Below are 20584 nucleotides of genomic sequence, written 5' to 3' on the forward strand. Positions count from 1 at the left end.
TTGGCTATGAGCCCGGGTGGTCAGGGCGAAGCCGTGTGATGACGTGAAGTCTCCGGCCGAAGAATAAATTCAGAGGAAAGATATATAAGGGAATATCGCTGGTCTCAGCGTCGGCCTGCAAATTCGCGCGCGCGAACAGAGTTATCCATTGTTGCGACGATTGATAGTTGTACGTCAGTGCGACACCGTGAGGCGCGTTGCCGATCCAATCCATCAATGAGAGCGACAGGCGGTCCAAGCTGTTCTCGGACAGATGGTCCTTGAGGATGACGTATCGACGCGCGACCCGCGCGGCTTCTCGGAGAAGTTGCCCCGGGTCTTCCGTGTGGTGCAGAACGTCGATGAAGGTGACGACATCCCAGGACCGATCCGGGAACGGCAGGGTCTTTCCGTCGAAGGCGCTCACCGGGATGACCGTGCTGGGCCGCACGAAGACGTCGATGCCTTCGACATGGATATCGGGCCGGATCGTACGACAGAGGCCGGCGATGGTTCCATCACCACAGCCGACATCGAGAACGGTCGCGTCACGGGGCAGCAGACCGGTCAGGGATTCGGCGAGAACGCGCGTTCGCCTGTCGAAGATCAGATCACCGTGTAGTTTTCCGATCAACGCCTTCAACGGCCGGCTCCCTCGACATCACTGCTGTCAGGCGAAACGCTAGACTCCGAATATGGTCTGAAAGGTGATGGACGAGGGACATCTCGCGTTCCTCGGGGCGCTTGGCTGGTCGCCCGCGCTATTCGGTCGTCTCGATTTTGCACCGACGTTGCGATCAGGCGCGTGTCCGGTCGGGCTCACGCACGGGCTGCCGCCAGCTCCGCGCCGAACCGCTCCTCGGCGTAGGCCTCCACCGAGAATGTGTCGTCGGGCAGCTGGACCATGAAGCGCTCGGCCACTTCCGTGAGCACGATGTCGGGCCGGACCTTCGCGATATAGGACCAGTCGAGCGACGTGCTCCACACGAAATGCAGCTCGCTGAAGGTCTCGGCCAGCAGGATCGTCAGCATGTACGGCATGACGTGCGAGAAGGAATCGCCGAACAGCATCACGCGGCGCGGATCCGTGGCCTTGGCGTTGCCGTAGACCACATGCGCGCCGACATGCAGCGTATGCAGGAGGCCCGCCTTCTCCCGCGCCGCGACGATCGGGCTGGCATAGGTCCGCACCGCATCCTGCTGGATCATCACGGTCCGTGACCGCGCCCGCCGCGGCGGATCGAAGGCGCTGCCCAGGTCGCCGTCGTGGTCGGTCTCGAAGGAGGGCCGGTCCCGAAGATCCGCCCGGGGCTCGGCGCCGAGCGCTCGGCAGATTTCCGCGTAGGCGCAATAACAGCCCTCGAAGGACCAGTGCGTGTCGGTCCGGCAGTAGAGGTCGGTCGCGTCGCGTCCCGCGCGCAGCGGCGTCACGAGGTCGATGCAGGTCTCCCGCCAGCGACGACGCCTGCGCCAGGCAGCGTAGAGGCCGAACGGGCCGCTGAGGCGACGCGACGGCGGTTCGGTGTGGAGCAGCCGGTAGGCCGGCGAAGCGTTCGGCCGGATCGTGATCCCGTCGAGCCGGTGATCGTAGACCATCAGCTTCTCCGGAGCGACGACGTGCCGGTAGAGGGTCCCCATGGCGCGCAGGCGCCGCTCCCGCGTCGCGATGAGGCTGCGCCATTGCCAGATGAGCTCGGTCGTCTCCTCGGGCCGCTCGTACTGGCCGAGGACGTCGTTCGTCCCGGTCTTCAGGAACAGCCACCCGTCCTGTCCGATGTGGATATGGTCGGTGTTGTTTGGCGCCACGGTCACCCTCGTGCGGCAGGTCGTCCGCCTTTACAGCATCGCCCCGGATCTGGGACGCTGGCGCCGCGAATTCGGCGGCAAGGCGCGGGATGCCGGGCCGGCGGCGGACGGCCAGGATGACGCATCGTTCCTCCGTCTCGCCCGGTTGTGTCCGTCATGCCCATCCTCACCGCGTCCGCCCAGCCGCAGAGCGCCGTCGCCATGAGCCTCGTTCCGAGCCCCGATCCGGCGACGGATCCGAATGCCGATCGTTGGGCGGCGCTTGCCGCCCGCGACGCCCGGGCAGACGGCACCTTCGTGTACGCGGTCCGCACGACCGGCGTGTACTGCCGGCCGAGCTGTGCTGCACGGGCCGCCCGGCCGGAGAACGTCAGCTTCCATCGAACCTGCGCCGAGGCGGAGGCCGCCGGCTTCCGGCCCTGCCTGCGCTGCCGGCCCGATGCGCCGGGCCTTGCCGGGCGCCAGGCCGAGGCGATCACCCGCGCCTGCCGGCTGATCGAGACGGCGGAGTCCGCGCCGACCCTCGCCGCACTCGCCGCGGCCGCGGGGATGAGCGCTTATCACTTCCACCGGGTGTTCAAGGCCGCCACCGGCGTGACGCCCCGGGCCTACGCCGCCGCGCACCGGGCAGCCAGCCTCGCCGCCCGGCTGCCCGAGGCGCGTTCGGTCACCGAGGCGCTCTACGAGGCCGGCTACGGCGCGGCGAGCCGCTTCTACGCCGAGGGCGCCCCGCGCCTGGGCATGGCCCCCGCCGTCTATCGGAAGGGCGGGGCAGGCCTGCGCATCCGGTTCGGAATCGGCGCCTGCAGCCTGGGCGCGATCCTGGTGGCGGCGACCGATCGGGGCATCTGCGCGATCCTGCTGGGCGACGCGCCGGAGCCGCTCCTGCAGGATCTTCAGGACCGGTTCCCGGGCGCGGAGATCGTCGGGGGCGATCCTGTCTTCGAGGACTGGATGGCGCGGGTCATCGGTCTGGTCGAGGCGCCGGGGCGCGGCCTCGATTTGCCCCTCGACATCCGCGGCACCGCCTTTCAGCAGCGGGTCTGGGAAGCGCTGCGGCGCATCCCCGTGGGGTCGACCGCGAGTTACGCCGAGATCGCCCGCGCGATCGGGCTCCCCGCTGCGACGCGGGCCGTGGCGCAGGCCTGCGGTGCGAATGCAATCGCGGTCGCGATCCCCTGTCATCGGGTGGTGCGCTCGGACGGTGCGCTCTCCGGCTATCGCTGGGGTGTGGCGCGCAAGCGCGATCTGCTCCAGCGCGAGGCGGAGGCGCCCTAAGCAAAGTTGCGTTGGCACGCCAACGCATCCTCCGCTTAGGTTCTTGGCCGCGCGCAGGTTTTCATCGCGAAACCGGCGGCCACTTTTGCGAAACCTGCTTAGCGCCGGCCCCCCGGCGGCCCTCCCGGCCCTCCGAACCCGCCGCCGCCGGCCCCGCCGAACCCGCCGGGGCCACCACTCGGTCCGCCAGGCGCGCCGCCCGGCCCGCCGAATCCACCGGGACCGACCGGGAAGGCGCCGGGGCCCGCCGGTGGTGGACCGCCCGGCCCACCCCGGGCCGCGCCGAAGCCGCCCGGCTGCTCACCCCCGGGGATCGGTCCGCCCCCGGGCCGGGTATCGATGCCGAACCCCCGCGGTTCGCCGGGGTTGCCGAGACCGCCCGACCGTCCACCGGGCTCCGCGCCGAAGCGGCCCGGCAGGTCCTCGGGTAGGTTGCGCAAGTCCAGGCGGTCGCGCTCGCGCTCGAAGCCGGGCGCTTCGCGTTGCGGCGTCTCGGGGGCGATGCGGTTCTCGATCCGCAACCGCTCGACGGTCAGATCACCGTCGCGGGCGATGCCGGCGGTCAGCACGGCACGGACGCTCCCCTGCCGTGGCACCTTCGCCCCCGGCCGGCCCGCAATCTGGTAGCCCGATCCGATGGCGAGGCCCGCGCCGGAGCGGCCGATATAGGCCTCGATCGAGACCTGCTTCAGCCCCGGCGGGAACGGCAGGCCGATCTGGGCGGCATTGCTCGCGCGCAGGACCCCATCGGCGGCCGAACCCGTCACCAGGGCGCGTTTGCCCGGGGGCAGGGCGTCGGCCCCCGTGAGGCGCAGGGCTCCGATCAGAAGGGCGCCGTTTTCGCCGCGCCGGACCGGGCCGGCGACCCGGTCCGGTCCGGCCTCCCGCGGCTCGACGAGGCTCGCCACGATCACCCCGTCCGGCCGCCGCAGGCCGCTCACCGCGACGCGCGCGCCGGGCTTCCAGTCGCCGGCAAGGCCTGCGGTCGAGATCCGCTGCCCCAGCACGATCATCCGCCCCGGAGCGACCGCCTCGACAGGGCCCACCACCTCACTGCCTACATCGATGCGGCGCGTGGCGAGGCCGCCGCCCTCCGGCCGCGCCACCACGTGGACGACATGCCCGATCTTCAGGTCCGCTGCCTTCGCGGCCGCGCCGTCGATGCGCACCTCCACCTCCGGCGGGTAGGCGATGCGCAGGTCGTTGACGATGATCGACCCGAAGCGCCGGATCGTGCCGATCACCCCGGTTCCACCGATGCCGCGGTCACCCTCGCCCAGCGGGGTATCGCGCGGCTCGTCGGTCCGCATCATGCCGGTGCCGCCGATGCCCTGGTCGCGCGGGGCCTCCTGCGGCCGGACCGGGGCGGGCAGCAGCGTCGCGGCACCCGCGAGGAGGCGCAAGACGAACCGGCGGTTGGGCAGGTTTCGCACCGGCCGGATCCTCAGCGCTCGCCCGTGGGACGCGCGGGCGGCACGGCCTCCGCGTAGACGTAGAGACCGAAATTCCAGCGGTGATCGCCGCCCGGGTCGGTCTGGCAGGCGGCGTGCGCCTCGCGGTTCGCTTGCTGCAACGCCTCCATGGCGATCTCGCGGGCCCGCGCCTCGAGCTTGGCCGCAAGCTCCTTCGAGAGTCCGTCATAGTGGACGGCCCGCTCCAGGAAGCGCGGCTTGTCGCCGACGATGTTGGCCACGGCCGCCGCGATATGGTCGTGCAGGTTACGGCCGAAATAGTAGAGTTGCGGCCCCTCGGCGCCGTCTCCGCGGGGCACGTAGGCGGCCTCCGCCAGCACGATCCGGTCCTGCGGATCCGTGAAGGCGATGCCGCGGTCGAGCCACTCGTCCAGGATCGCCCGCGGGCGCAGATCGCGCGTCACCCCGGCGACCAGCGTCTCGAAGGAGGGTGCATTGTCCTCGGCCGTCCGCGGCAGCGGCAAGGGGTGACCCTGCGGATCGGTAAAGATGGGGTCGGCGATCCAGCGGGCGATGATCCGGCTGGTGCGCGAGACCACGGCCGGCACCGCGCTCACGGGGGCGCCTGCCCCGCGCAGGCGTCGCACTTCCTTGCGATGGATCCCGGTGAGCAGTGAGACGCGGCTGTCGGTCTGATCCTTTCCCGACAGGGCGAAGTCGTACTCGGCCACGTTCACGTAGAGCTCACGCAGAAGGTCCGTGAGGGCCGGGAAGGTAATGCCACGGGCGACCAGCAGGCGTACCAGCGGCCGCAGCAATCGGGCCAGCGGCGCGTGCAGGGCCGCGCCCTCTCGCGGTGTGTCGGCGGTATCGGACATGATGGCATCGTTACCGCAGTGTGCGTGGGAGACAATCCCACAACGTGCGTGGTCGCACACGGATGAACCGTTTCCTCATTGACGTGGGATTTTTGCACACGTATCTTTGCGGCGTGGTCAAATTTCCCACGGACGTTGCGGAGTTCCTGTCATGACGGCTGACGCGCGCATTCTCGTCGGGGACGCGCTGCCGCCCCTCAGGATCGAGGAAATCGCCAACGGACGGACCCGGAAGGGCCATCCCATGCCGCGGCTGGGTCGCATCGTCTGCGCCCTCGCTGCCCTCGCACTGCCCGCCTTCGGTATCGCTGTTGCGGATACGGTCCACCGCATCGGCGACACGAAGGCGTCGCAGGCCGCCGCTCCCGTCAACCCCTCAGACGGGGCGGCGGCACCCCGGCGGGCCGTCACGCCCGCCCGTGCCTATAAAACCGCCAGGGCGGCCATGCGCACGACCGAGCGCCGCGAGGTTGGGACGTGATCGCCCTCACCGAGGCAGGCCGCGGCGACGCGCGGCCTGGACCTACCTGCGGTGGAGCGCCCGTCCTCGATTTCGCGCTTTATCTGATCCTATCGGTGACGGTGATCGGTCTGCTGCTTCTGGCCCTCTAACCCTGCCTCTCCGGATCATTGCTTGCGGCCCGCACTCCGGCGCCGATCCGGCGGTGACGCCTCAGCCGCCCCACACACGAGACCCATTATGACACTATCATTTCGCGCCGTCCTTCTCGGCGCAGCGGCAGGCTGCATCGCGCTCGGCGCACAAGCCGCCGATCTGTCCCGTCGCGCCCCGCCGCCGCCGCTCCCATTGCCGCCGGCTTTCACTTGGACGGGCTTCTATGCCGGCGTGAACGCCGGCTATGCCGTCCACACGGGCAATGGCGGCTTCACCGACCCGACCTACGGCACCGTGACCGGCGGCAACCGGTCCGGCGGCTTCGCCGGCGGCGGGCAGATCGGCTACAATTATCAGTTCACCCCAGGCTCCGGCTTCGTGCTCGGCGTCGAGACCGACATCCAGGGTACGGCCTTCGCCAAGGCGGACGCGGCCTATCTCGGGACGACGCCGTATTACAGCGTCCGGCCGAACCTCGATTATGTCGGAACGATCCGCGGCCGCCTCGGCTACGCCTTCGACCGCGTTCTGATCTACGGGACCGGCGGCTTCGCGTATGGTGGGGGCTCTCGCTCGTCCTCCACGGCCACCTATCCCTACACGCTGCCCGGGACCGACCGGACCGGCTACGCCGCGGGTGGCGGCATCGAGTACGCCTTCACCGAGAAGCTTTCGGCCAAGGTGGAGGCGCTGTACCTCCATCTCGACCGCGGCTTCACCGGAACGACATACTACAGCGCCAGCGTTCCGGCGTATTACGGCGCCGGCAAACAGGATTCAGGGTTTGCCTTGGTCAGGGCGGGGGTAAACTACCGCTTCTAATCAGTACTGGGTTAAACGGATCTTGACGGGCCGGCCGGATTGGGCCGCTATGCATGGCGTTCGGCGTCGTGACGTCATGGTTCGGTCGTGCGTAACCACGGCTGGTCCGGCAGCGCCGGTGCCGAATGCCGCACGGGTGGCGCCGCGCGGTGTCGTGGGGCCTGTTCGTCAGGAACGTCCGTGAGAACTCTGCGCCTGTGCGTCGCCGCGACGACGCTTCTCGCCCTCTCCGGCTTCGGGGCATCAGCGCAGGAGGTCATCCCGCCCGGGCCGAGCGGGCGGGGCGCCGTCCTGATCTACGGCAATTTCTGCGGGCCGGGGAACCGCGGTCCCGGCTACGCGCCGATCGACGCGCTCGACCGCGCCTGCGCGCACCATGACGTCTGCTCGGCGGACCTGCTGTCGAGCACTCTGACGGCCTGCGCCTGCAACCGCCGTCTGGAACGGGAGGCGGGCGTGGTCGCCCGCGACCCGCGCGCATCGGGCCATACCCGCGAGACCGCGCGGTTCATTGCCGACTTCGCGGCGGCGCTGCCCTGCCAGTAGGGCAGCGCCGCCAACCCGGTCAGGCGGCGTCGGCCGGGTTGGCGGCCGCCTTGGGGCCGCCCTTCGCGACGCCCACCAGGGCCGGGCGCAGCACCCGGTCGCCGATGACGTAGCCCGATTGGACCACCTGCACGACCGTGCCGGCGGGCACCTCCGGGTTCGGCACTTCGAACATCGCCTGATGGCGGTTCGGATCGAATTTCTGGCCCTGCGGCTCGACGACCTTCACGCCGTGGCGCTCCAGGGTCTTCGCGAGGTCACGCTCGGTCAGTTCAATCCCGTCGATCAGACCCTTCAGGGCGCCGTCGGCGCTGGCCTTTGCGTCGGCCGGCACGCTCTCGAGGGCCCGGCGGATATTGTCGGCGACGTTGAGCACGTCGCGGGCGAAGTTCGTGACCGCGTAGGCGCGGGCGTCGGCGACCTCGCGCTCGGTGCGGCGACGCAAGTTCTCCATCTCGGCGAGCGTGCGCAGCGTCCGGTCCTTCAACTCGTCGCGCTCGGCGGTGAGCAGGGCCAGGGTCTCCGCAATGGGATCGACGGACGCCTCGGCGCCCACACCCGCGGAGCCGGGATTCTGGGCCGCACCGGCACCGGCCTCGACCGTGGTCTGGCGCTGGTCATCCTGGGGCATGTCGTTGCTCGTCATCGTGTTTCAGTCGTCCGGGAAGTGGGTTCGGGCACGCGGAACCGGCGCTGATATCTGGGCCGGAGCCGACGAAATCAACCCATCGCTCAGGCTTCGCGCGGCGGCGGTGCGGCCACCAACGCCTCCAGGCCCTCGGCCTTGAGGGCGGCGACGTCACCCGCGAACACATCCATCACGGCCCCGCGAATCGCGGCCTGTCGGTCGGGCTGCGTCACCCGCGTGCCGGTGAGGTCTGTGACGTAGAAGACGTCGACCGCCCGCTCGCCGAAGGTCGCGACGTGCGCCGATGTGATGTTGAGCGACAGCCGGCCCAAAGCGGTGGTCAATTCATAGAGGAGGCCCGGGCGGTCGAGGCCGGTGACCTCCACGACAGTCTCCCGGCTCGACAGGGCGTTGTCGATGATCACGTCCGGCGGCACCGGGAAGGTCTTGGCGCGCGTCGTCGTCGGCGGGTGCTTGTCGGCCACGAGGTCGGCGATGCGGATCTCGCCCTTGAGCGCCCGCTCGATCGCCGCCGTGATGCGCTTCGTCCGGCGCGTCTCGTCCTCGTCCCGCTCGAAGGCGCGCGAGATCACGATCGTGTCGAGGGCGAACCCGTCCGTCGTGGTGAAGATCTGGGCGTCGACGATGTTGCTGCCGGCCGCCGCGCAGGCGCCGGTGATAATCGCGAGCAGGCGCGGGTGGTCGGGCGAGTAGATCGTGATCTCGGTAACCCCCCGCACGGGGTCGAGGGCAACGTCGGTGGCGCTGGTGCGGCTGTCACCCAGCGCCTCGCGCAGGAACAGCGCGTTCTTGAGCTGGCGCGTGCCGTCGACCTTCAGCCAGTAGGCCTGACCGTGCCGGGCCGCGTAGGCATCGAATTCCTCCGAGGCCCAGCCCTGCAGCCGCTCGCGCAGCCCCATCTGGACGAGGCGCACCCGATCGGTGCGGGCGATCTCGGAATGCCCGCCCGAGAGGTAGACCTCGGTCTCGTCGTAGAGCGTGCGGATCAGGGTGCCCTTCCAGGCGGTCCAGACGCCGGGGCCCACCGCGGTGATGTCGGCCACCGTCAGGATGGTCAGGAGCTTCAGCCGCTCCAAGGTCTGCACGTTGGCGGCGAAGCGCTCGATCGTCTTGGGATCCGAGAGGTCGCGGCTCTGCGCGGTCATCGACATCAGCAGGTGCTGCTCGACGAGCCAGCAGACGGTCTCGGTCTCGGCCTGATTCAGGCCGAAGCGCGGGCAGAGTTTTTCCGCGATGGCGGCGCCCGCGATCGAGTGATCCTCCGGCCGGCCCTTGGCGATGTCGTGCAGCAGGATCGCCACGTAGAGCGCCGTGCGGTTGTGGATCGTGTGAACGAGGCGCGAGACCAGCGGGTAGGTCTCCTGCGAACGGCCCGATTCGACGTCTGCCAGCACGCCGACCGTGCGCAGCAGATGCTCGTCCACCGTGAAGTGGTGGTACATGTTGAACTGCATCATCGCGACGATGCGGCCGAAATCCGGGATGAACCGGCCGAGCACCCCCGCCTCGTTCATCTCGCGCAGGGCCTCCTCGGGGGCGTTGTGCGAGGTGAGGATCTCGAGGAACAGGCGGTTGGCCTCGGTGTCGCTGCGCAGCGACGGGTTGATCAGGCGCAGCGAGCGGCTGGCCAGCCGCTTGGCGTCCGGATGGATCGCGAGGTTGTGCCGGTCCGCCAGCCAGAACAGGCGGATCAGGTTGACGGGGTCGCGCTCGAAGGCGTCCTCGGCGCGCAGGTTGACCCGGCCGTGGTCGATCCAGAAATCCTCCGCCTCCATGGCGGTGGCGCGGAACCGGTCGCGGAACCGGCCGATCCAGCGGTCGAGCACCGGTGTCCGCTTGGCGTGACGCGCCTCCAATTCCGCGCACACGATGGCGGTGAGGTCGCCGACATCCTTGGCGAAGCGGAAATACGCCTTCATGAACCGCTCGACGCCCGAGAGGCCGCCCCGGGCCTCGTAGCCGAAGCGCTCGGCGATCCGCGGCTGCAGGCCGAAGGACAGGCGCTCCTCCGCACGCTTCGTGACGAAGTGCATGTGGCAGCGCACCCGCCACAGGAACTCCTCGCAGCGCTCGAACAGCGCGTATTCCTCCGGGGTGAACAGGCCGGCGCTGACGAGTTCGGCCTGATCGCGCACCCGGTAGGTGTATTTGGCGATCCAGAACAGCGTGTTGAGGTCGCGCAGGCCCCCCTTGCCGTCCTTGACGTTGGGCTCGACGAGGTAGCGCGACGAGCCGGCCTTCGAGACGCGCAGATCGCGCTCGCGCAGCTTCGCGTCCACGAACTCGGCGGCCGAGCCGACCACGAGTTCCATGTCGAAGCGCGTCACCAGCTCCTCGAACAGGGTCCGCGAGCCGAACAGGTAGCGGGCCTCCAGCAGCGAGGTGCGGATCGTCATGTCGGCCCGCGCCTCGCGCAGGCATTCCTCCACCGACCGGGTGGCGTGGCCGACCTTCAGCTTCAGGTCCCACAGGACGTAGAGCATCGCCTCGACGACGCTCTCGGACCACGCGGTCTGCTTGTAGGGCAGCAGGAACAGCAGATCGATGTCCGAGCCCGGCGCCATCGTGCCCCGGCCGTAGCCGCCGGTGGCGACCACCGCCAGTTGCTCGCCGGTCGAGGGGTTGTCGTTGGGGTAGAGCCGCCAGACCACGGCGTCGTGGATCGCCCGGACCACCGCGTCGGTGAGCTTGGACAGCGTTTGCGCGCAGCGCAGGCCGTTGCGGTCCTTGAGAAGCTGAACTTCGGCGGCGCGGTGGCCTTCCTCGATCACCCGCCGCAGATGCGGGACGAGCGCAGCCCGGAGCTTGGTGGGCTCGCGAGCCTCGCGGTCGAGATTCTCCAGGACCGTGGCGAGGGCGGCGACGGGATCGAACATGGCTCCCGTTAGCATGATATGCCTACGCCGCCAGCCAGGCGGCGACGCGTGTCCGATCCCGAATTGTCACGGTTCATCACGCCACGCCACGGTCCCCTATTCCGCCGCTGGCAAGTCGAGGGCCAACAGCCGCGCCGTCCGGTTGCGGGTCGAGGGCCGGGCCTCGGTGGCGGCGGTCTGCCGCCGCGCATCGGCGATGGCTGCGTGGACCCCGTCAACCGCCAGAATCAGGGCGCTCACCGTGCGGGCGTCGATGCTGCGCTCTCGGGCGTAGCAAACCACGTCGGAGACGAGCCCGTCGGTCTCGATCGCCAGAGCGTCCAGCGCAGCGCTGCTCGTCGCGACCCGGACCTCGCGCATGATGGCGAGCAGGCGGTCGAGGACGAAGTCGACCCGCTCCCGGCGCTTGCGGGCCAACCGCTGCCCGATCCACGCGAAGCCGGAGCCGATCGTGCCGCCGAAGAAGGCGAACAGGTAGATGTAATCCTCGTAGCGATCGAGGAAGGTCTGCTGCTCGCGTTCGAAATAATCGACCGCACCCGGGTGGTTCGGTAGCCGTGCCGACGTCGCCGCGACCGTGGTATCGAAGTCGGGCGCCTTCATCAGCTTGGCGGCTGGGGCCGCGGAGGCGAGGCGCGAGCGCCACTCGAACAGGTGTTGTGTGGCCGAGGCAACCGCGACGCGGCTCACCGTGCCCCGCGCCATCAAGCGGTAGGAGGCGCCGACGGTCTTGATCTCCTCGTCGGGACGCTTCGGACGGCCGCCGAAGGTCCCGGCCGGGATGCTCACCGCTTGCAATTCGGGGAAGCGCTGCAGGATCGCGTCGCCATCGGGAATCGAGACGAAGCCGATCTTGCGCTCCGGCGAGCCCAGTTCGACGGCGCGCACCACGGCTCCTGCGGTCTTGGAGGCCGGGCTGGCGATCACCGCCACGGCATCGACCCGCTTGTCGGCGAGCGCGGCCGTGACCTCGCCGATCTTCAGGGGCACGACCACGACATGGCCTACTTCGGCCTCGTCGGCCGGGTGGGCACTCTCGGATGTCTCCTCGGCCCGGTTCTCCGGCAGGAGGTCGTAGAAGGACAGCAGGTTCGTGAGGAACGGCAGGTCGGCACTGTGGCGCACAACGATGCCGAGGCGCTTGCGCGCCAGCGCCGGGATGTCGTCCAGATCGGCCGCCTCGGGAGCCGCGATGACCAGGGCCTCGTCATGCAGGATCGCCAGCGTCAGGCCGTTCTCGGGCAGCAACACGTCTGGCCGGACCACGGCGAGATCGGCCTTGTTGCGCTGGAGAGCCAGCGCGCTGTCGCGGACGTCGGCGTAGCGGACGACCTTGAGGCGCACATCCTCGCGGCCCCGGTCGAGGGCGCTGGCATAGGCTTCGATCAGGGCGGCCTCGGGCCCGTCCTGGGGGCCGACCGCTACCGTGAGGGTGTTCGGGCGCGACAGATAGACGATCGCGGCGGCGACCGCGGCCAAGCCCAGGGCCACCAGGACCAAGAGCCATTCGCGGCGCATCAAAGACATCGCCGCAGCACGGAGCCGGCTCCGCCACGGTTTGCGGATGCGGTCGGGCGAAGGACGGTGGTTCGGTCCATGTCCGAGCCTGTCGCGTTGCGCGCGTTCCATACCCGAGTCATGGAACGCAAACCTGTCGAGAACGTGAAGAACCGGTGAAACCCCCATTCGTTGCAGGATCTGCGCCGGGACACCGCAAGGCCGACGCGGCCCCGCCGAAACCGATCAGCGCGCCGTGGCTCGAACGGGCGGCGCTCCACTATTTGGAACGCTACAGCGCCTCGACCGAGATGCTGCGCCGGACCTTGGCGCGGCGGGTGGAGAAGCGGGCGCGGCTGCGGGGCGAGGACCCCGCCGGCTTCGCCGAGATGATCGCCGCCACGGTGGCGCGGGCGGTCTCGGCCGGCCTCGTGGACGACGCGCGCTTCGCCGACATGCGCCTTGCCACGCTACGCCGCCGGGGTACGTCGAGCCGCGGCGTCTCGGCGAAGCTCGCCGCCAAGGGCGTGCCTCGCGATGTGGTCGAGGCCGCCATGCAGGCCGAGCGCGAGGCGGTGCCGGAGGTGGACGCGGCCGCGATCGAGGATCAGGCCGCTCAGGCCTACGCCAAGCGGCGGCGCCTCGGGCCGTATCGCCGGCCGGACCAGCGGGCCGCCTATCGCGACCGCGATCTTGCCGCGCTGGCGCGAGCCGGATTTTCGTACGGCCTCGCCCGCCGGGTGGTCGATGCGGATTTGGACGAGCCGGCGTGATGGATCGAGGCCCGGTAAGCGAAAGCGATCAGGCCCGTCGCTTGTCTCCGGCCGCCGGCGCGGGTTTGGATTGCCCGATCCCTTCGGCTAACGCCTCGTGCATCCGCACCTGCCAGCCATCGCCGGTCGCGCGATAGGCGTCGAGCAGGGCCGGGTCGATCCGTAGGGTGAGGTTGACCTTCGCGTCGACGCGCCTTGGCCGCCCGCGCTGCCGCTTCGGCAGAAGCCGCGATACCTCCGGTACGGTGCTCACCGGTTGAAGTGTTGCAAGCTCGGCATCGCTCAGTTCGGGGTTGTCGGAGACGGTTCCCCAATCGGCCTGCGTATAACCGGGGTCGGGAGGCTCAGGTTTCTGCGATGTGTCGGGCATCGGCGGCTGCCTCCTTCGGGCTGGCTGCGCCCAAGCTGACCAGTGACAAAGCCTCGCTGCCGAGCGGTGAAACGACCTCGGCGCCGACGCGGGTTCCGTTCCAGTCTCCGATCAGCAGATAGCGGGCTCCGTCGGTTCGGCCCACATAGGCCGGGCGAATCAACGCCGTCTCGCCATCGAAGCGGGTTTCGAAATCGGCGAAATCGAACCCGTGCTTGGCTAAGTTAGCCAAGCGTTTCGGTTCGACCCACGTCGTCGGCATCGAATTATCGGAGGGGCGGAAATTCGGCAGCGCAGGACGCTTGTGCCGGCAGCCGACCTCGAATTTTTGTCCTCTCGGACGGCCTCGTCACAGGCGGGTGAGACCGGTCCCAGCCGGGTGCGGCAATGCGGCCCGGGGTAGGCCGCCGCCCGGCCTTGCACCTTCGGGCGCCTCGTTCATTGTCTGTTCGATGGACGAAACCCTTGCTAAGAAATTGCGCATCCTGGCCGATGCCGCGAAGTACGATGCGTCCTGCGCGTCCTCGGCGGCGCCCAAGCGCGCGGCCGGCAAGGATGGGCTCGGCTCCACCACCGGGGCCGGCATCTGCCACGCCTATACGCCGGATGGACGCTGCGTTTCGCTGCTCAAGATCCTATTGACCAACTGGTGCTTGTTCGATTGCGCCTATTGCATCAACCGGCGCTCCTCAAACGTGCGGCGGGCGAAGTTCACCGTCGAAGAGGTCGTGAACCTCACCCTGAACTTCTACCGGCGCAACTACATCGAGGGCTTGTTCTTGTCTTCGGGCATCATCAAGTCGCCCGACCACACGATGGAATTGCTGACCCGGGTGGCGAAATCGCTCCGGCGCGACCACGGTTTTGCTGGCTACATCCATCTCAAGTCGATCCCCGAGGCGAGCCCCTGGCTGATCGAGGAGGCCGGCCTCTATGCCGACCGGCTGTCGATCAACGTCGAATTGCCCACCGAGGCGAGTCTGGAGCGACTGGCGCCCGAGAAAGACGGCGCCACCATCCAGAAGGCGATGACGCAGATCGGCGAGCGAATCGTCGAGGCCAAGGCCGAAAAACGACGGTTCTCGCCGGCCGGCCATTCGACTCAGGTGATCGTCGGGGCGGACGCCACCACCGACGAGGCGCTGATCCGCAAGAGCGCGCTGCTCTACGGCAGCGTTGGCTTGAAGCGCGTCTATTACTCGGCTTTCAGCCCGATTCCGGATGGGTCAGCGATCCTCCCGCCGAAGCCGCCGCCGTTGCAGCGGGAGCACCGGCTGTATCAGGCCGATTGGCTGCTCCGCTATTATCACTTCACCCCCGACGAGGTCGCTGATGCCTCGGAGGGTGGCATGCTCGCACTCGATATCGATCCGAAACTCGCCTGGGCGCTTAAGCACCGCGAGAAATTCCCGGTGGACGTGAACAAAGCGGACCGGGAATGGCTCCTGCGGGTGCCGGGGCTCGGCGCGCGTGCGGTCGACAAGATCATCACGGCCCGCCGCCACGCGACCCTGCGGCTGGATGACGTTGCGCGGCTGACCTCGGGACTGAAGCGGGCGCGGCCGTTCCTCATCGCCGCCGATCATCGGCCGGTGGGACTGACCGACCGGCTTGACCTGCGCAAGCGGCTGGTGGAGCCGGCGACGCAGTTGAATCTGTTTTGATGGGGGCGGGAAACGCGACTCTCCCTCGCCCCGCAGAGGGGGGAGGGGATCCACGTCAGCCGCGTGCCGTCTCCTTGCGCCCCGGCGCCGACCTCGACGGTTTTCGCATCGCCGTCCGCAGCCTCGTCGCACAGGGCGTCCCGCCCGAGGCGGTGTCGTGGTCGGTGATGGATTCGCCTGGTCTCTTCGGCGCGGATACGGAACAGGGCTCCACCGCACCCCTGGCTCTACCCAAACCCGTTGCCGGCCTGATCCCGCAGGTGATCCCCCACCGCGATCCCGAGCGCTACGGCCTGCTCTACGCGCTGATCTGGCGGGTCTGCCACGGCGAGCGGCATCTGATGGAGGTCGGCAGCGATCCGCTGGTCTATCGCCTGCACCGGATGGCGAAGGCGATCGGGCGTGACCTGCACAAGATGCACGCCTTTCTGCGCTTCCGCCGCACCGAGGACGCGGCGGGTGAGCGTTTCGTGGCGTGGTTCGAGCCCGATCACCACATCTTGGAAGCGGCCGCGCCGTTTTTCGTGGCGCGGTTCCGCGGCATGCGCTGGTCGATCCTGACGCCCGAAGGGTCGGCGCATTGGGACACCGACACGCTGACCTACGGCCCGCCCGGCGACCGAGCCACGCTCCCCGAGGGCGACGGGTTCGAGGCCGGCTGGCAAACCTATTACGAGAGCACCTTCAACCCGGCCCGGACCAACCTGAAGGCGATGCGGGCCGAGATGCCAAAGAAGTACTGGCACAACATGCCGGAGACCGCCGCGATCCCCGCCCTGGTCCGGGCGGCGGCCGGGCGCACCGAGGCCATGATCGAGAGGGAGCCGACCTTGCCCACCCGCCGCGAACCCGCCCGCGCCGTCGCCGCCATGGCCGATCAGGATCCCAAGACCCTGGAAGCGTTGAACGCCATCATCCGGCGGACCGAGCCCCTGGTGCCCGGCGCCACCCAGGCCGTGCTCGGCGAGGGCGCGGTCGGCGCGACGATCGCCTTCGTGGGCGAGCAGCCCGGCGACCAGGAGGATCGGCAGGGCCGGCCCTTCGTCGGGCCGGCGGGGCAGTTGCTGTCCCGCGCCATGGCGGAGGCCGGGATCGACCGCGGGGCGAGCTATCTCACCAATGCGGTCAAGCACTTCAAGTTCGAGGAGCGCGGCAAGCGCCGCATCCACCAGAAGCCGACGGCCGGCGAGGTCAGTCACTATCGCTGGTGGCTCGACCGGGAACTGGATTTCGTCGGCCCGAAGCTTGTCGTGGCGCTCGGCGCCACGGCGGTGCTGGCACTGACCGGCAAGGCCGTGCCGATCACCCGGGCGCGCGGCCCGTTCCGGTTCGAGCGGTTCGACAACCGCTTTCAGGGCTTCATCACGGTCCATCCGTCCTATCTGCTGCGCCTGCCCGACGAGGCGAAGGAGGAGGCCTACGCGGCCTTCGTGGACGATCTGCGCCGGGTCGAGGCGCTGGGGCGCGAACTGGCCGCCTGATCGCCCGCGCTTCTGGTATGCTGGCCGATACCGATTCCCGCCGGTCCCGCCGCCATGGACAAGCACGCCGCCCTCGACATCCTGCGCACCAACGAGGCGGAGCTGCGCCGCCGCGGCGTGCTGCATGCGGCGCTGTTTGGTTCAGTCGCCCGGGGCGAAGCGCGGGTGGACAGCGACCTTGACGTGATGATCGAGATCGACCGGGAACGCGTGCGCGACCTCTTCACCTATGCCGGCCTGTGCCGCTTCATCGACGATCTGTTCCCGGTGCCGGTCGACGTGGCTGATCGGGAAGGCCTGAAGCCGCGCGTCCGTCAGAGGGCCGAGCACGATGCCGTTTCCGCCTTCTGAACGGGCGCTGGCCGCCTGCGAAGACATCATCGACAACGTCGATGCTGCGCAACGCTTCGTCGCCGATATGACGTTCGAGGCCTTCGTGGCGGACCTACGGACCAACTATGCGGTGGTCCGCTGTCTGGTGATCGTCTCGGAGGCGAGCCGGCGCTTGACCGACGCGATGCGCGACCGCCATCCGGACGTGCCCTGGCGCGACATCGCCGCCATCGGGAATGTCTTTCGTCACGGCTATCATGGGGTCAAGCTGGACATCGTCTGGCGGACCGTCCACGAGCGTTTGCCCGTCCTCGTCGCGGCCTGCCGCGCCGAGCTGGACCGCGCGTCCGACCCCTGATTGCCCCGAGCCGCCCGAGCCCATGACCGACGCGAAGCCCGACGCGAGCCCCGAGACCAAACCCGTCGGACCCGGCGATCAGGTGATCCTGGTCGATGGCTCGTCGTTCATTTTCCGTGCCTATTTCCAGTCGATCAATCAGGATCAGAAGTACAATTCCCGCCCCTCAGACGGGATGCCCACCGGTGCCGTGCGGCTGTTCTGCACCAAGATCGCGCAGTTCCTCCAAGAAGGCGCGGCCGGCACGATGCCGACCCATCTGGGTATCGTGTTCGACAAATCCGAGGGGTCGTTCCGCAAGGAGATGTTCCCGGACTACAAGGGCCATCGTCCCGATGCGCCGGACGACCTCAAGCGCCAGATGCCGCTGATGCGCGATGCCGTGCGCGCCTTCGGCCTGCACGCGGTGGAACTGGAGCGCTACGAGGCCGACGATCTCATCGCCACCTACACCCGGCAGGCCGAGGCGCGGGGGGCGGGCGTCATCATCGTCTCCTCCGACAAGGACCTGATGCAGCTCGTCGGGCCGCAGGTGCGGTTCTACGATTTCGAATCGGGTGCCAAGGGCAAGGCCGGCTACCGGCCCGAGCGCAACCTCGATGTCGAGGCGATCATCGCCAAGTGGGAGGGCTTGCAGCCGAGCCAGATCGGCGACGCCCTGGCGCTGATCGGCGACACCTCCGACAACGTGCCGGGTGTCCCCGGCATCGGCCTGAAGACCGCCGCGGCGCTGATCAAGGAATTCGGCAGCCTCGACGCGCTGCTGGAACGGGCCGGCGAGATCAAGCAGCCCAAGCGCCGGGAGACGTTGCTCGCCAGCATCGATCAGGCGCGGCTGTCGCGAAAACTCGTGGCGCTGATGGAGGATGTGCCGGTCCCGGTCGCGCTGGACGAGCTCGGCGTGCCCAAGCCCGATCCGGAAAAGCTCGTCGGCTTCCTCAAGGCGATGGAGTTCAACACGCTGACCCGGCGCATCGCCCAGATGCTGCATGTCGACCCGGAAGCCGTGAAGCCCGATCCGCGGCTCCTGCCCGGCGCCCGGCAGAACGGCGGGGCGGGCGGCGACGCGGTGCCGTTCTTCGGCGATTCCGTGCCGCCGGATCCCGAGACCGCGGCGGCCGGGGCCGAGCGCGCGCCGGGCGCCGCGCCACCCGAGCGCGCCGAGATCGATCCGTTCGCCGATCTCGACTTACCTGACGCACCCGCCAAGCCCCGGGCCCCCGTCGAGGCGACGCCCGGCAACGTGGTGGCGGCCCGCGCCGCGGAATCCGTGGCGCCGTTCGACACCGCCGCCTACGAGACGGTCGCCTCCCTGGAGCAGCTCGACGCCTGGATCGCGGAAGGCCAGGAGGCCGGGGTGATCGCGGTCGATACCGAGACCGACGCGCTCGACGCCCACAGGGCCGGCCTCGTCGGCGTGTCGCTGGCGGTGGCCAACGGCCGGGCCTGCTACATCCCCCTGGCCCACATCCAGGCCGCCAAGGTCCAGGCCGACGCCACCGACCTGTTCGGCGAGGGCGCCGCGGCCTCCGACGTGGCCGAGCCGGTGCCCGGCCAGATCCCCCTGAAGGAGGCGCTCGGTCGGCTGAAGCCGCTCCTGGAGGATCCGGGCGTCCTGAAGGTCGGCCAGAACCTCAAATACGATTGGGTCGTGCTCGCCCGCTACGGCATCGAGATTGCGCCCTTCGACGACACGATGCTGATCTCCTACGTGCTGGATGCCGGCAAGGGCGGGCACGGCATGGACGAGCTGGCCCGCCGCCATCTCGGCCACCAGCCGATCACGTTCTCCGATGTCGCCGGCACCGGTCGCAACAAGGTGAGTTTCGACCGGGTCGCGATCGACAAGGCCACCGCCTACGCGGCCGAGGACGCGGACGTGACCCTGCGCCTGTGGCGGATGATGAAGCCGCGCCTCGTGGCCGAGCACCGAGTGACGGTCTACGAGACCCTGGAGCGGCCGCTGCTGCCGGTGATCGCCCGGATGGAGCAGCGCGGCATCCGGGTCGACCGCGAGATGCTGAGCCGGCTCTCGGGCGATTTCTCGCAGATCCTCGTGCGGCTGGAGGAGGAGATCCAGGACGATGCCGGCGAAAAGTTCTCGGTCGGCTCCCCGAAGCAGATCGGCGACATTCTGTTCGGCAAGATGGGCCTGCCGGGCGCCAAGAAGACACCCTCCGGACAGTGGGCGACGCCGGCCACGCTGCTGGAGGAGCTGGCCCAGGCGGGCCATGACCTCCCGAAAAAGATCCTGGAGTGGCGTCAGCTCGCGAAGCTGAAATCCACCTACACGGATTCGCTCCAGACGCATGCCGACCGCGAGACCGCGCGGGTTCACACCTCGTTCTCGCTGGCCGCCACCACGACCGGGCGGCTGTCCTCCTCCGAGCCGAACCTCCAGAACATCCCGATCCGCACCGAGGAGGGCCGGCGCATCCGCCGGGCCTTCGTGGCCGCGCCCGGCAACAAGCTGATCTCAGCGGATTACTCGCAGATCGAGTTGCGGCTGCTCGCCCACATGGCCGACATCCCAGAGTTGCGAAAAGCGTTCGAAGACGGGATCGACATCCACGCGGCCACGGCCTCGGCAATGTTCGGCGTTCCGCTCACGGAGATGACGCCGGATCTCCGGCGCCGGGCCAAGACGATCAATTTCGGCATCATCTACGGCATCTCGGCCTTCGGGCTGGCCGACCGGCTCGGGATCGGGCGCGAGGAGGCTTCGGCCTTCATCAAGCAGTATTTCGAGCAGTTCCCGGGGATCCGCGACTACATCGACACCACCAAGCGGAGCTGCCGCGACAAGGGCTACGTCACCACCCTGTTCGGCCGGGTCTGCCACTATCCGCAGATCCGCTCCAACAACCCGTCCGAGCGCGCCAGCGTCGAGCGGCAGGCGATCAACGCGCCGATCCAGGGCTCGGCCGCCGACATCATCCGCCGGGCCATGACCCGGATGGAGGGGGCGCTGGCGGCCAAGCGGCTCAAGGCGCAGATGCTGCTGCAGGTGCACGACGAATTGGTGTTCGAGGTCTCCGAGGACGAGGTGGAGGCGGCGATCCCGGTGATCGCCTCGGTGATGGAGGAGGCGCCGGCGCCGGCGCTGACGCTACGGGTGCCGCTGGTGGTGGAGGCCAAGGCGGCGGGGAACTGGCAGGAGGCGCATTAGGGCGGGAGCTTCATCGGCTTGGAAAATGTAATGTCTGATAAGGGTGGGAAGCTGCCTGTCCGCTTATGGGCAGCTGA

The 20584-nt window shown here is 69.1% G+C and carries 20 protein-coding genes; 11 read left to right on the forward strand and 9 right to left on the reverse strand.

Annotated elements, in window-relative coordinates; translation table 11 throughout:
• Positions 1-4: 4 nt before the first annotated feature.
• Positions 5-622: a class I SAM-dependent methyltransferase gene (locus MKK63_RS29385; RefSeq protein WP_244007785.1), complete on the reverse strand. Its 618-nt coding sequence runs from the start codon at positions 620-622 to the stop codon at positions 5-7.
• A gap of 176 nt (positions 623-798) precedes the next feature.
• Positions 799-1785 carry an alginate O-acetyltransferase AlgX-related protein gene (locus MKK63_RS29390; protein ID WP_244007787.1) on the reverse strand — a complete coding sequence of 329 codons (987 nt, stop codon included), beginning with the start codon at positions 1783-1785 and terminating at the stop codon, positions 799-801.
• Positions 1786-1941: 156 nt separating this feature from the next.
• On the opposite strand from MKK63_RS29390, the gene ada reads away from it, so the two are divergent.
• Entirely contained in the window at positions 1942-3063 is a 1122-nt protein-coding gene (gene ada, locus MKK63_RS29395) for a bifunctional DNA-binding transcriptional regulator/O6-methylguanine-DNA methyltransferase Ada (RefSeq protein WP_409564571.1), read from the forward strand.
• Between the two features lie 98 nt (positions 3064-3161).
• Here ada and MKK63_RS29400 read toward each other — a convergent pair whose 3' ends face one another.
• Both MKK63_RS29400 and MKK63_RS29405 read right to left on the reverse strand, forming a co-directional pair.
• The gene (locus MKK63_RS29400; RefSeq protein WP_244007789.1) at positions 3162-4496 is read right to left on the reverse strand and encodes a DUF5666 domain-containing protein; all 1335 of its coding nucleotides are present in this window, start codon (positions 4494-4496) and stop codon (positions 3162-3164) included.
• Positions 4497-4507: 11 nt separating this feature from the next.
• On the reverse strand, positions 4508-5353 hold the full coding sequence (locus tag MKK63_RS29405; RefSeq protein ID WP_244007791.1) for a DUF6502 family protein: 846 nt from the start codon (positions 5351-5353) through the stop codon (positions 4508-4510).
• Between the two features lie 151 nt (positions 5354-5504).
• Here MKK63_RS29405 and MKK63_RS29410 point away from each other — a divergent pair, with 151 nt between their 5' ends.
• From MKK63_RS29410 to MKK63_RS29420, 4 genes are all read left to right on the forward strand, one after another.
• Positions 5505-5834 (forward strand): hypothetical protein, encoded by a 330-nt coding sequence (locus MKK63_RS29410; protein ID WP_244007793.1) that lies wholly within the window; start codon positions 5505-5507, stop codon positions 5832-5834.
• Complete coding sequence (locus MKK63_RS31840; RefSeq protein WP_267427679.1) at positions 5831-5965, forward strand: hypothetical protein; 135 nt, start codon at positions 5831-5833, stop codon at positions 5963-5965. Before MKK63_RS29410 ends, MKK63_RS31840 begins: the two co-directional genes overlap by 4 nt.
• Before the next feature lie 88 nt (positions 5966-6053).
• Entirely contained in the window at positions 6054-6791 is a 738-nt protein-coding gene (locus MKK63_RS29415) for an outer membrane protein (RefSeq protein WP_244007794.1), read from the forward strand.
• Positions 6792-6971: 180 nt separating this feature from the next.
• Positions 6972-7337: a hypothetical protein gene (locus tag MKK63_RS29420; RefSeq protein ID WP_244007796.1), complete on the forward strand. Its 366-nt coding sequence runs from the start codon at positions 6972-6974 to the stop codon at positions 7335-7337.
• 19 nt (positions 7338-7356) lie between these two features.
• On the opposite strand, the gene grpE is transcribed toward MKK63_RS29420, so the two are convergent.
• The 3 genes from grpE to MKK63_RS29435 all read right to left on the reverse strand — a co-directional run bounded on the left by grpE (position 7357) and on the right by MKK63_RS29435 (position 12380).
• Complete coding sequence (grpE, locus tag MKK63_RS29425) at positions 7357-7968, reverse strand: nucleotide exchange factor GrpE (protein ID WP_244007798.1); 612 nt, start codon at positions 7966-7968, stop codon at positions 7357-7359.
• Positions 7969-8069: 101 nt separating this feature from the next.
• Positions 8070-10877: a [protein-PII] uridylyltransferase gene (locus tag MKK63_RS29430; RefSeq protein ID WP_267427677.1), complete on the reverse strand. Its 2808-nt coding sequence runs from the start codon at positions 10875-10877 to the stop codon at positions 8070-8072.
• A gap of 81 nt (positions 10878-10958) precedes the next feature.
• Complete coding sequence (locus tag MKK63_RS29435) at positions 10959-12380, reverse strand: TAXI family TRAP transporter solute-binding subunit (protein WP_244007803.1); 1422 nt, start codon at positions 12378-12380, stop codon at positions 10959-10961.
• Between the two features lie 224 nt (positions 12381-12604).
• Between MKK63_RS29435 and MKK63_RS29440 the strand changes: the two genes are divergently transcribed.
• Entirely contained in the window at positions 12605-13132 is a 528-nt protein-coding gene (locus tag MKK63_RS29440) for a regulatory protein RecX (protein ID WP_244007850.1), read from the forward strand.
• Positions 13133-13160: 28 nt separating this feature from the next.
• Here MKK63_RS29440 and MKK63_RS29445 read toward each other — a convergent pair whose 3' ends face one another.
• Both MKK63_RS29445 and MKK63_RS29450 read right to left on the reverse strand, forming a co-directional pair.
• On the reverse strand, positions 13161-13502 hold the full coding sequence (locus tag MKK63_RS29445) for a BrnA antitoxin family protein (RefSeq protein ID WP_244007805.1): 342 nt from the start codon (positions 13500-13502) through the stop codon (positions 13161-13163).
• A complete protein-coding gene (locus tag MKK63_RS29450) occupies positions 13477-13764 on the reverse strand; it encodes a BrnT family toxin (RefSeq protein WP_244007807.1) in 288 nt (95 codons plus the stop codon). Before MKK63_RS29450 ends, MKK63_RS29445 begins: the two co-directional genes overlap by 26 nt.
• 190 nt (positions 13765-13954) lie before the next feature.
• Between MKK63_RS29450 and MKK63_RS29455 the strand changes: the two genes are divergently transcribed.
• From MKK63_RS29455 to polA, 5 genes are read left to right on the forward strand one after another with little or no spacing between them, the layout of a single operon-like run.
• Positions 13955-15166: a putative DNA modification/repair radical SAM protein gene (locus MKK63_RS29455; RefSeq protein WP_244007809.1), complete on the forward strand. Its 1212-nt coding sequence runs from the start codon at positions 13955-13957 to the stop codon at positions 15164-15166.
• A complete protein-coding gene (locus tag MKK63_RS29460) occupies positions 15166-16647 on the forward strand; it encodes a UdgX family uracil-DNA binding protein (protein WP_244007811.1) in 1482 nt (493 codons plus the stop codon). Before MKK63_RS29455 ends, MKK63_RS29460 begins: the two co-directional genes overlap by 1 nt.
• Before the next feature lie 54 nt (positions 16648-16701).
• A complete protein-coding gene (locus tag MKK63_RS29465; RefSeq protein WP_244007813.1) occupies positions 16702-16998 on the forward strand; it encodes a nucleotidyltransferase family protein in 297 nt (98 codons plus the stop codon).
• Positions 16979-17338 carry a DUF86 domain-containing protein gene (locus MKK63_RS29470; RefSeq protein WP_244007815.1) on the forward strand — a complete coding sequence of 120 codons (360 nt, stop codon included), beginning with the start codon at positions 16979-16981 and terminating at the stop codon, positions 17336-17338. The genes MKK63_RS29465 and MKK63_RS29470 overlap by 20 nt, the downstream gene beginning before the upstream one ends.
• Positions 17339-17360: 22 nt before the next feature.
• Positions 17361-20507: a DNA polymerase I gene (gene polA, locus MKK63_RS29475; RefSeq protein WP_244007817.1), complete on the forward strand. Its 3147-nt coding sequence runs from the start codon at positions 17361-17363 to the stop codon at positions 20505-20507.
• Positions 20508-20584 lie beyond the last annotated feature (77 nt).

Origin of the sequence: Methylobacterium sp. J-088, assembly GCF_022829295.1 — a bacterium.
Classification (GTDB): Bacteria; Pseudomonadota; Alphaproteobacteria; order Rhizobiales; family Beijerinckiaceae; genus Methylobacterium.

Bases quoted from the DNA above. Each gene is read 5' to 3' on its own strand.
- MKK63_RS29410 (WP_244007793.1), top strand. From the start codon at position 5,505: ATGACGGCTGACGCGCGCATTCTCGTCGGGGACGCGCTGCCGCCCCTC.
- MKK63_RS29460 (WP_244007811.1), top strand. From the start codon at position 15,166: ATGGGGGCGGGAAACGCGACTCTCCCTCGCCCCGCAGAGGGGGGAGGG.
- MKK63_RS29455 (WP_244007809.1), top strand. From the start codon at position 13,955: ATGGACGAAACCCTTGCTAAGAAATTGCGCATCCTGGCCGATGCCGCG.
- MKK63_RS29445 (WP_244007805.1), bottom strand. From the start codon at position 13,502: ATGCCCGACACATCGCAGAAACCTGAGCCTCCCGACCCCGGTTATACG.
- MKK63_RS29435 (WP_244007803.1), bottom strand. From the start codon at position 12,380: ATGCGCCGCGAATGGCTCTTGGTCCTGGTGGCCCTGGGCTTGGCCGCG.
- MKK63_RS29405 (WP_244007791.1), bottom strand. From the start codon at position 5,353: ATGTCCGATACCGCCGACACACCGCGAGAGGGCGCGGCCCTGCACGCG.
- MKK63_RS29465 (WP_244007813.1), top strand. From the start codon at position 16,702: ATGGACAAGCACGCCGCCCTCGACATCCTGCGCACCAACGAGGCGGAG.
- MKK63_RS29415 (WP_244007794.1), top strand. From the start codon at position 6,054: ATGACACTATCATTTCGCGCCGTCCTTCTCGGCGCAGCGGCAGGCTGC.
- MKK63_RS29430 (WP_267427677.1), bottom strand. From the start codon at position 10,877: ATGCTAACGGGAGCCATGTTCGATCCCGTCGCCGCCCTCGCCACGGTC.
- MKK63_RS29450 (WP_244007807.1), bottom strand. From the start codon at position 13,764: ATGCCGACGACGTGGGTCGAACCGAAACGCTTGGCTAACTTAGCCAAG.
- polA (WP_244007817.1), top strand. From the start codon at position 17,361: ATGACCGACGCGAAGCCCGACGCGAGCCCCGAGACCAAACCCGTCGGA.
- ada (WP_409564571.1), top strand. From the start codon at position 1,942: ATGCCCATCCTCACCGCGTCCGCCCAGCCGCAGAGCGCCGTCGCCATG.
- grpE (WP_244007798.1), bottom strand. From the start codon at position 7,968: ATGCCCCAGGATGACCAGCGCCAGACCACGGTCGAGGCCGGTGCCGGT.
- MKK63_RS29470 (WP_244007815.1), top strand. From the start codon at position 16,979: ATGCCGTTTCCGCCTTCTGAACGGGCGCTGGCCGCCTGCGAAGACATC.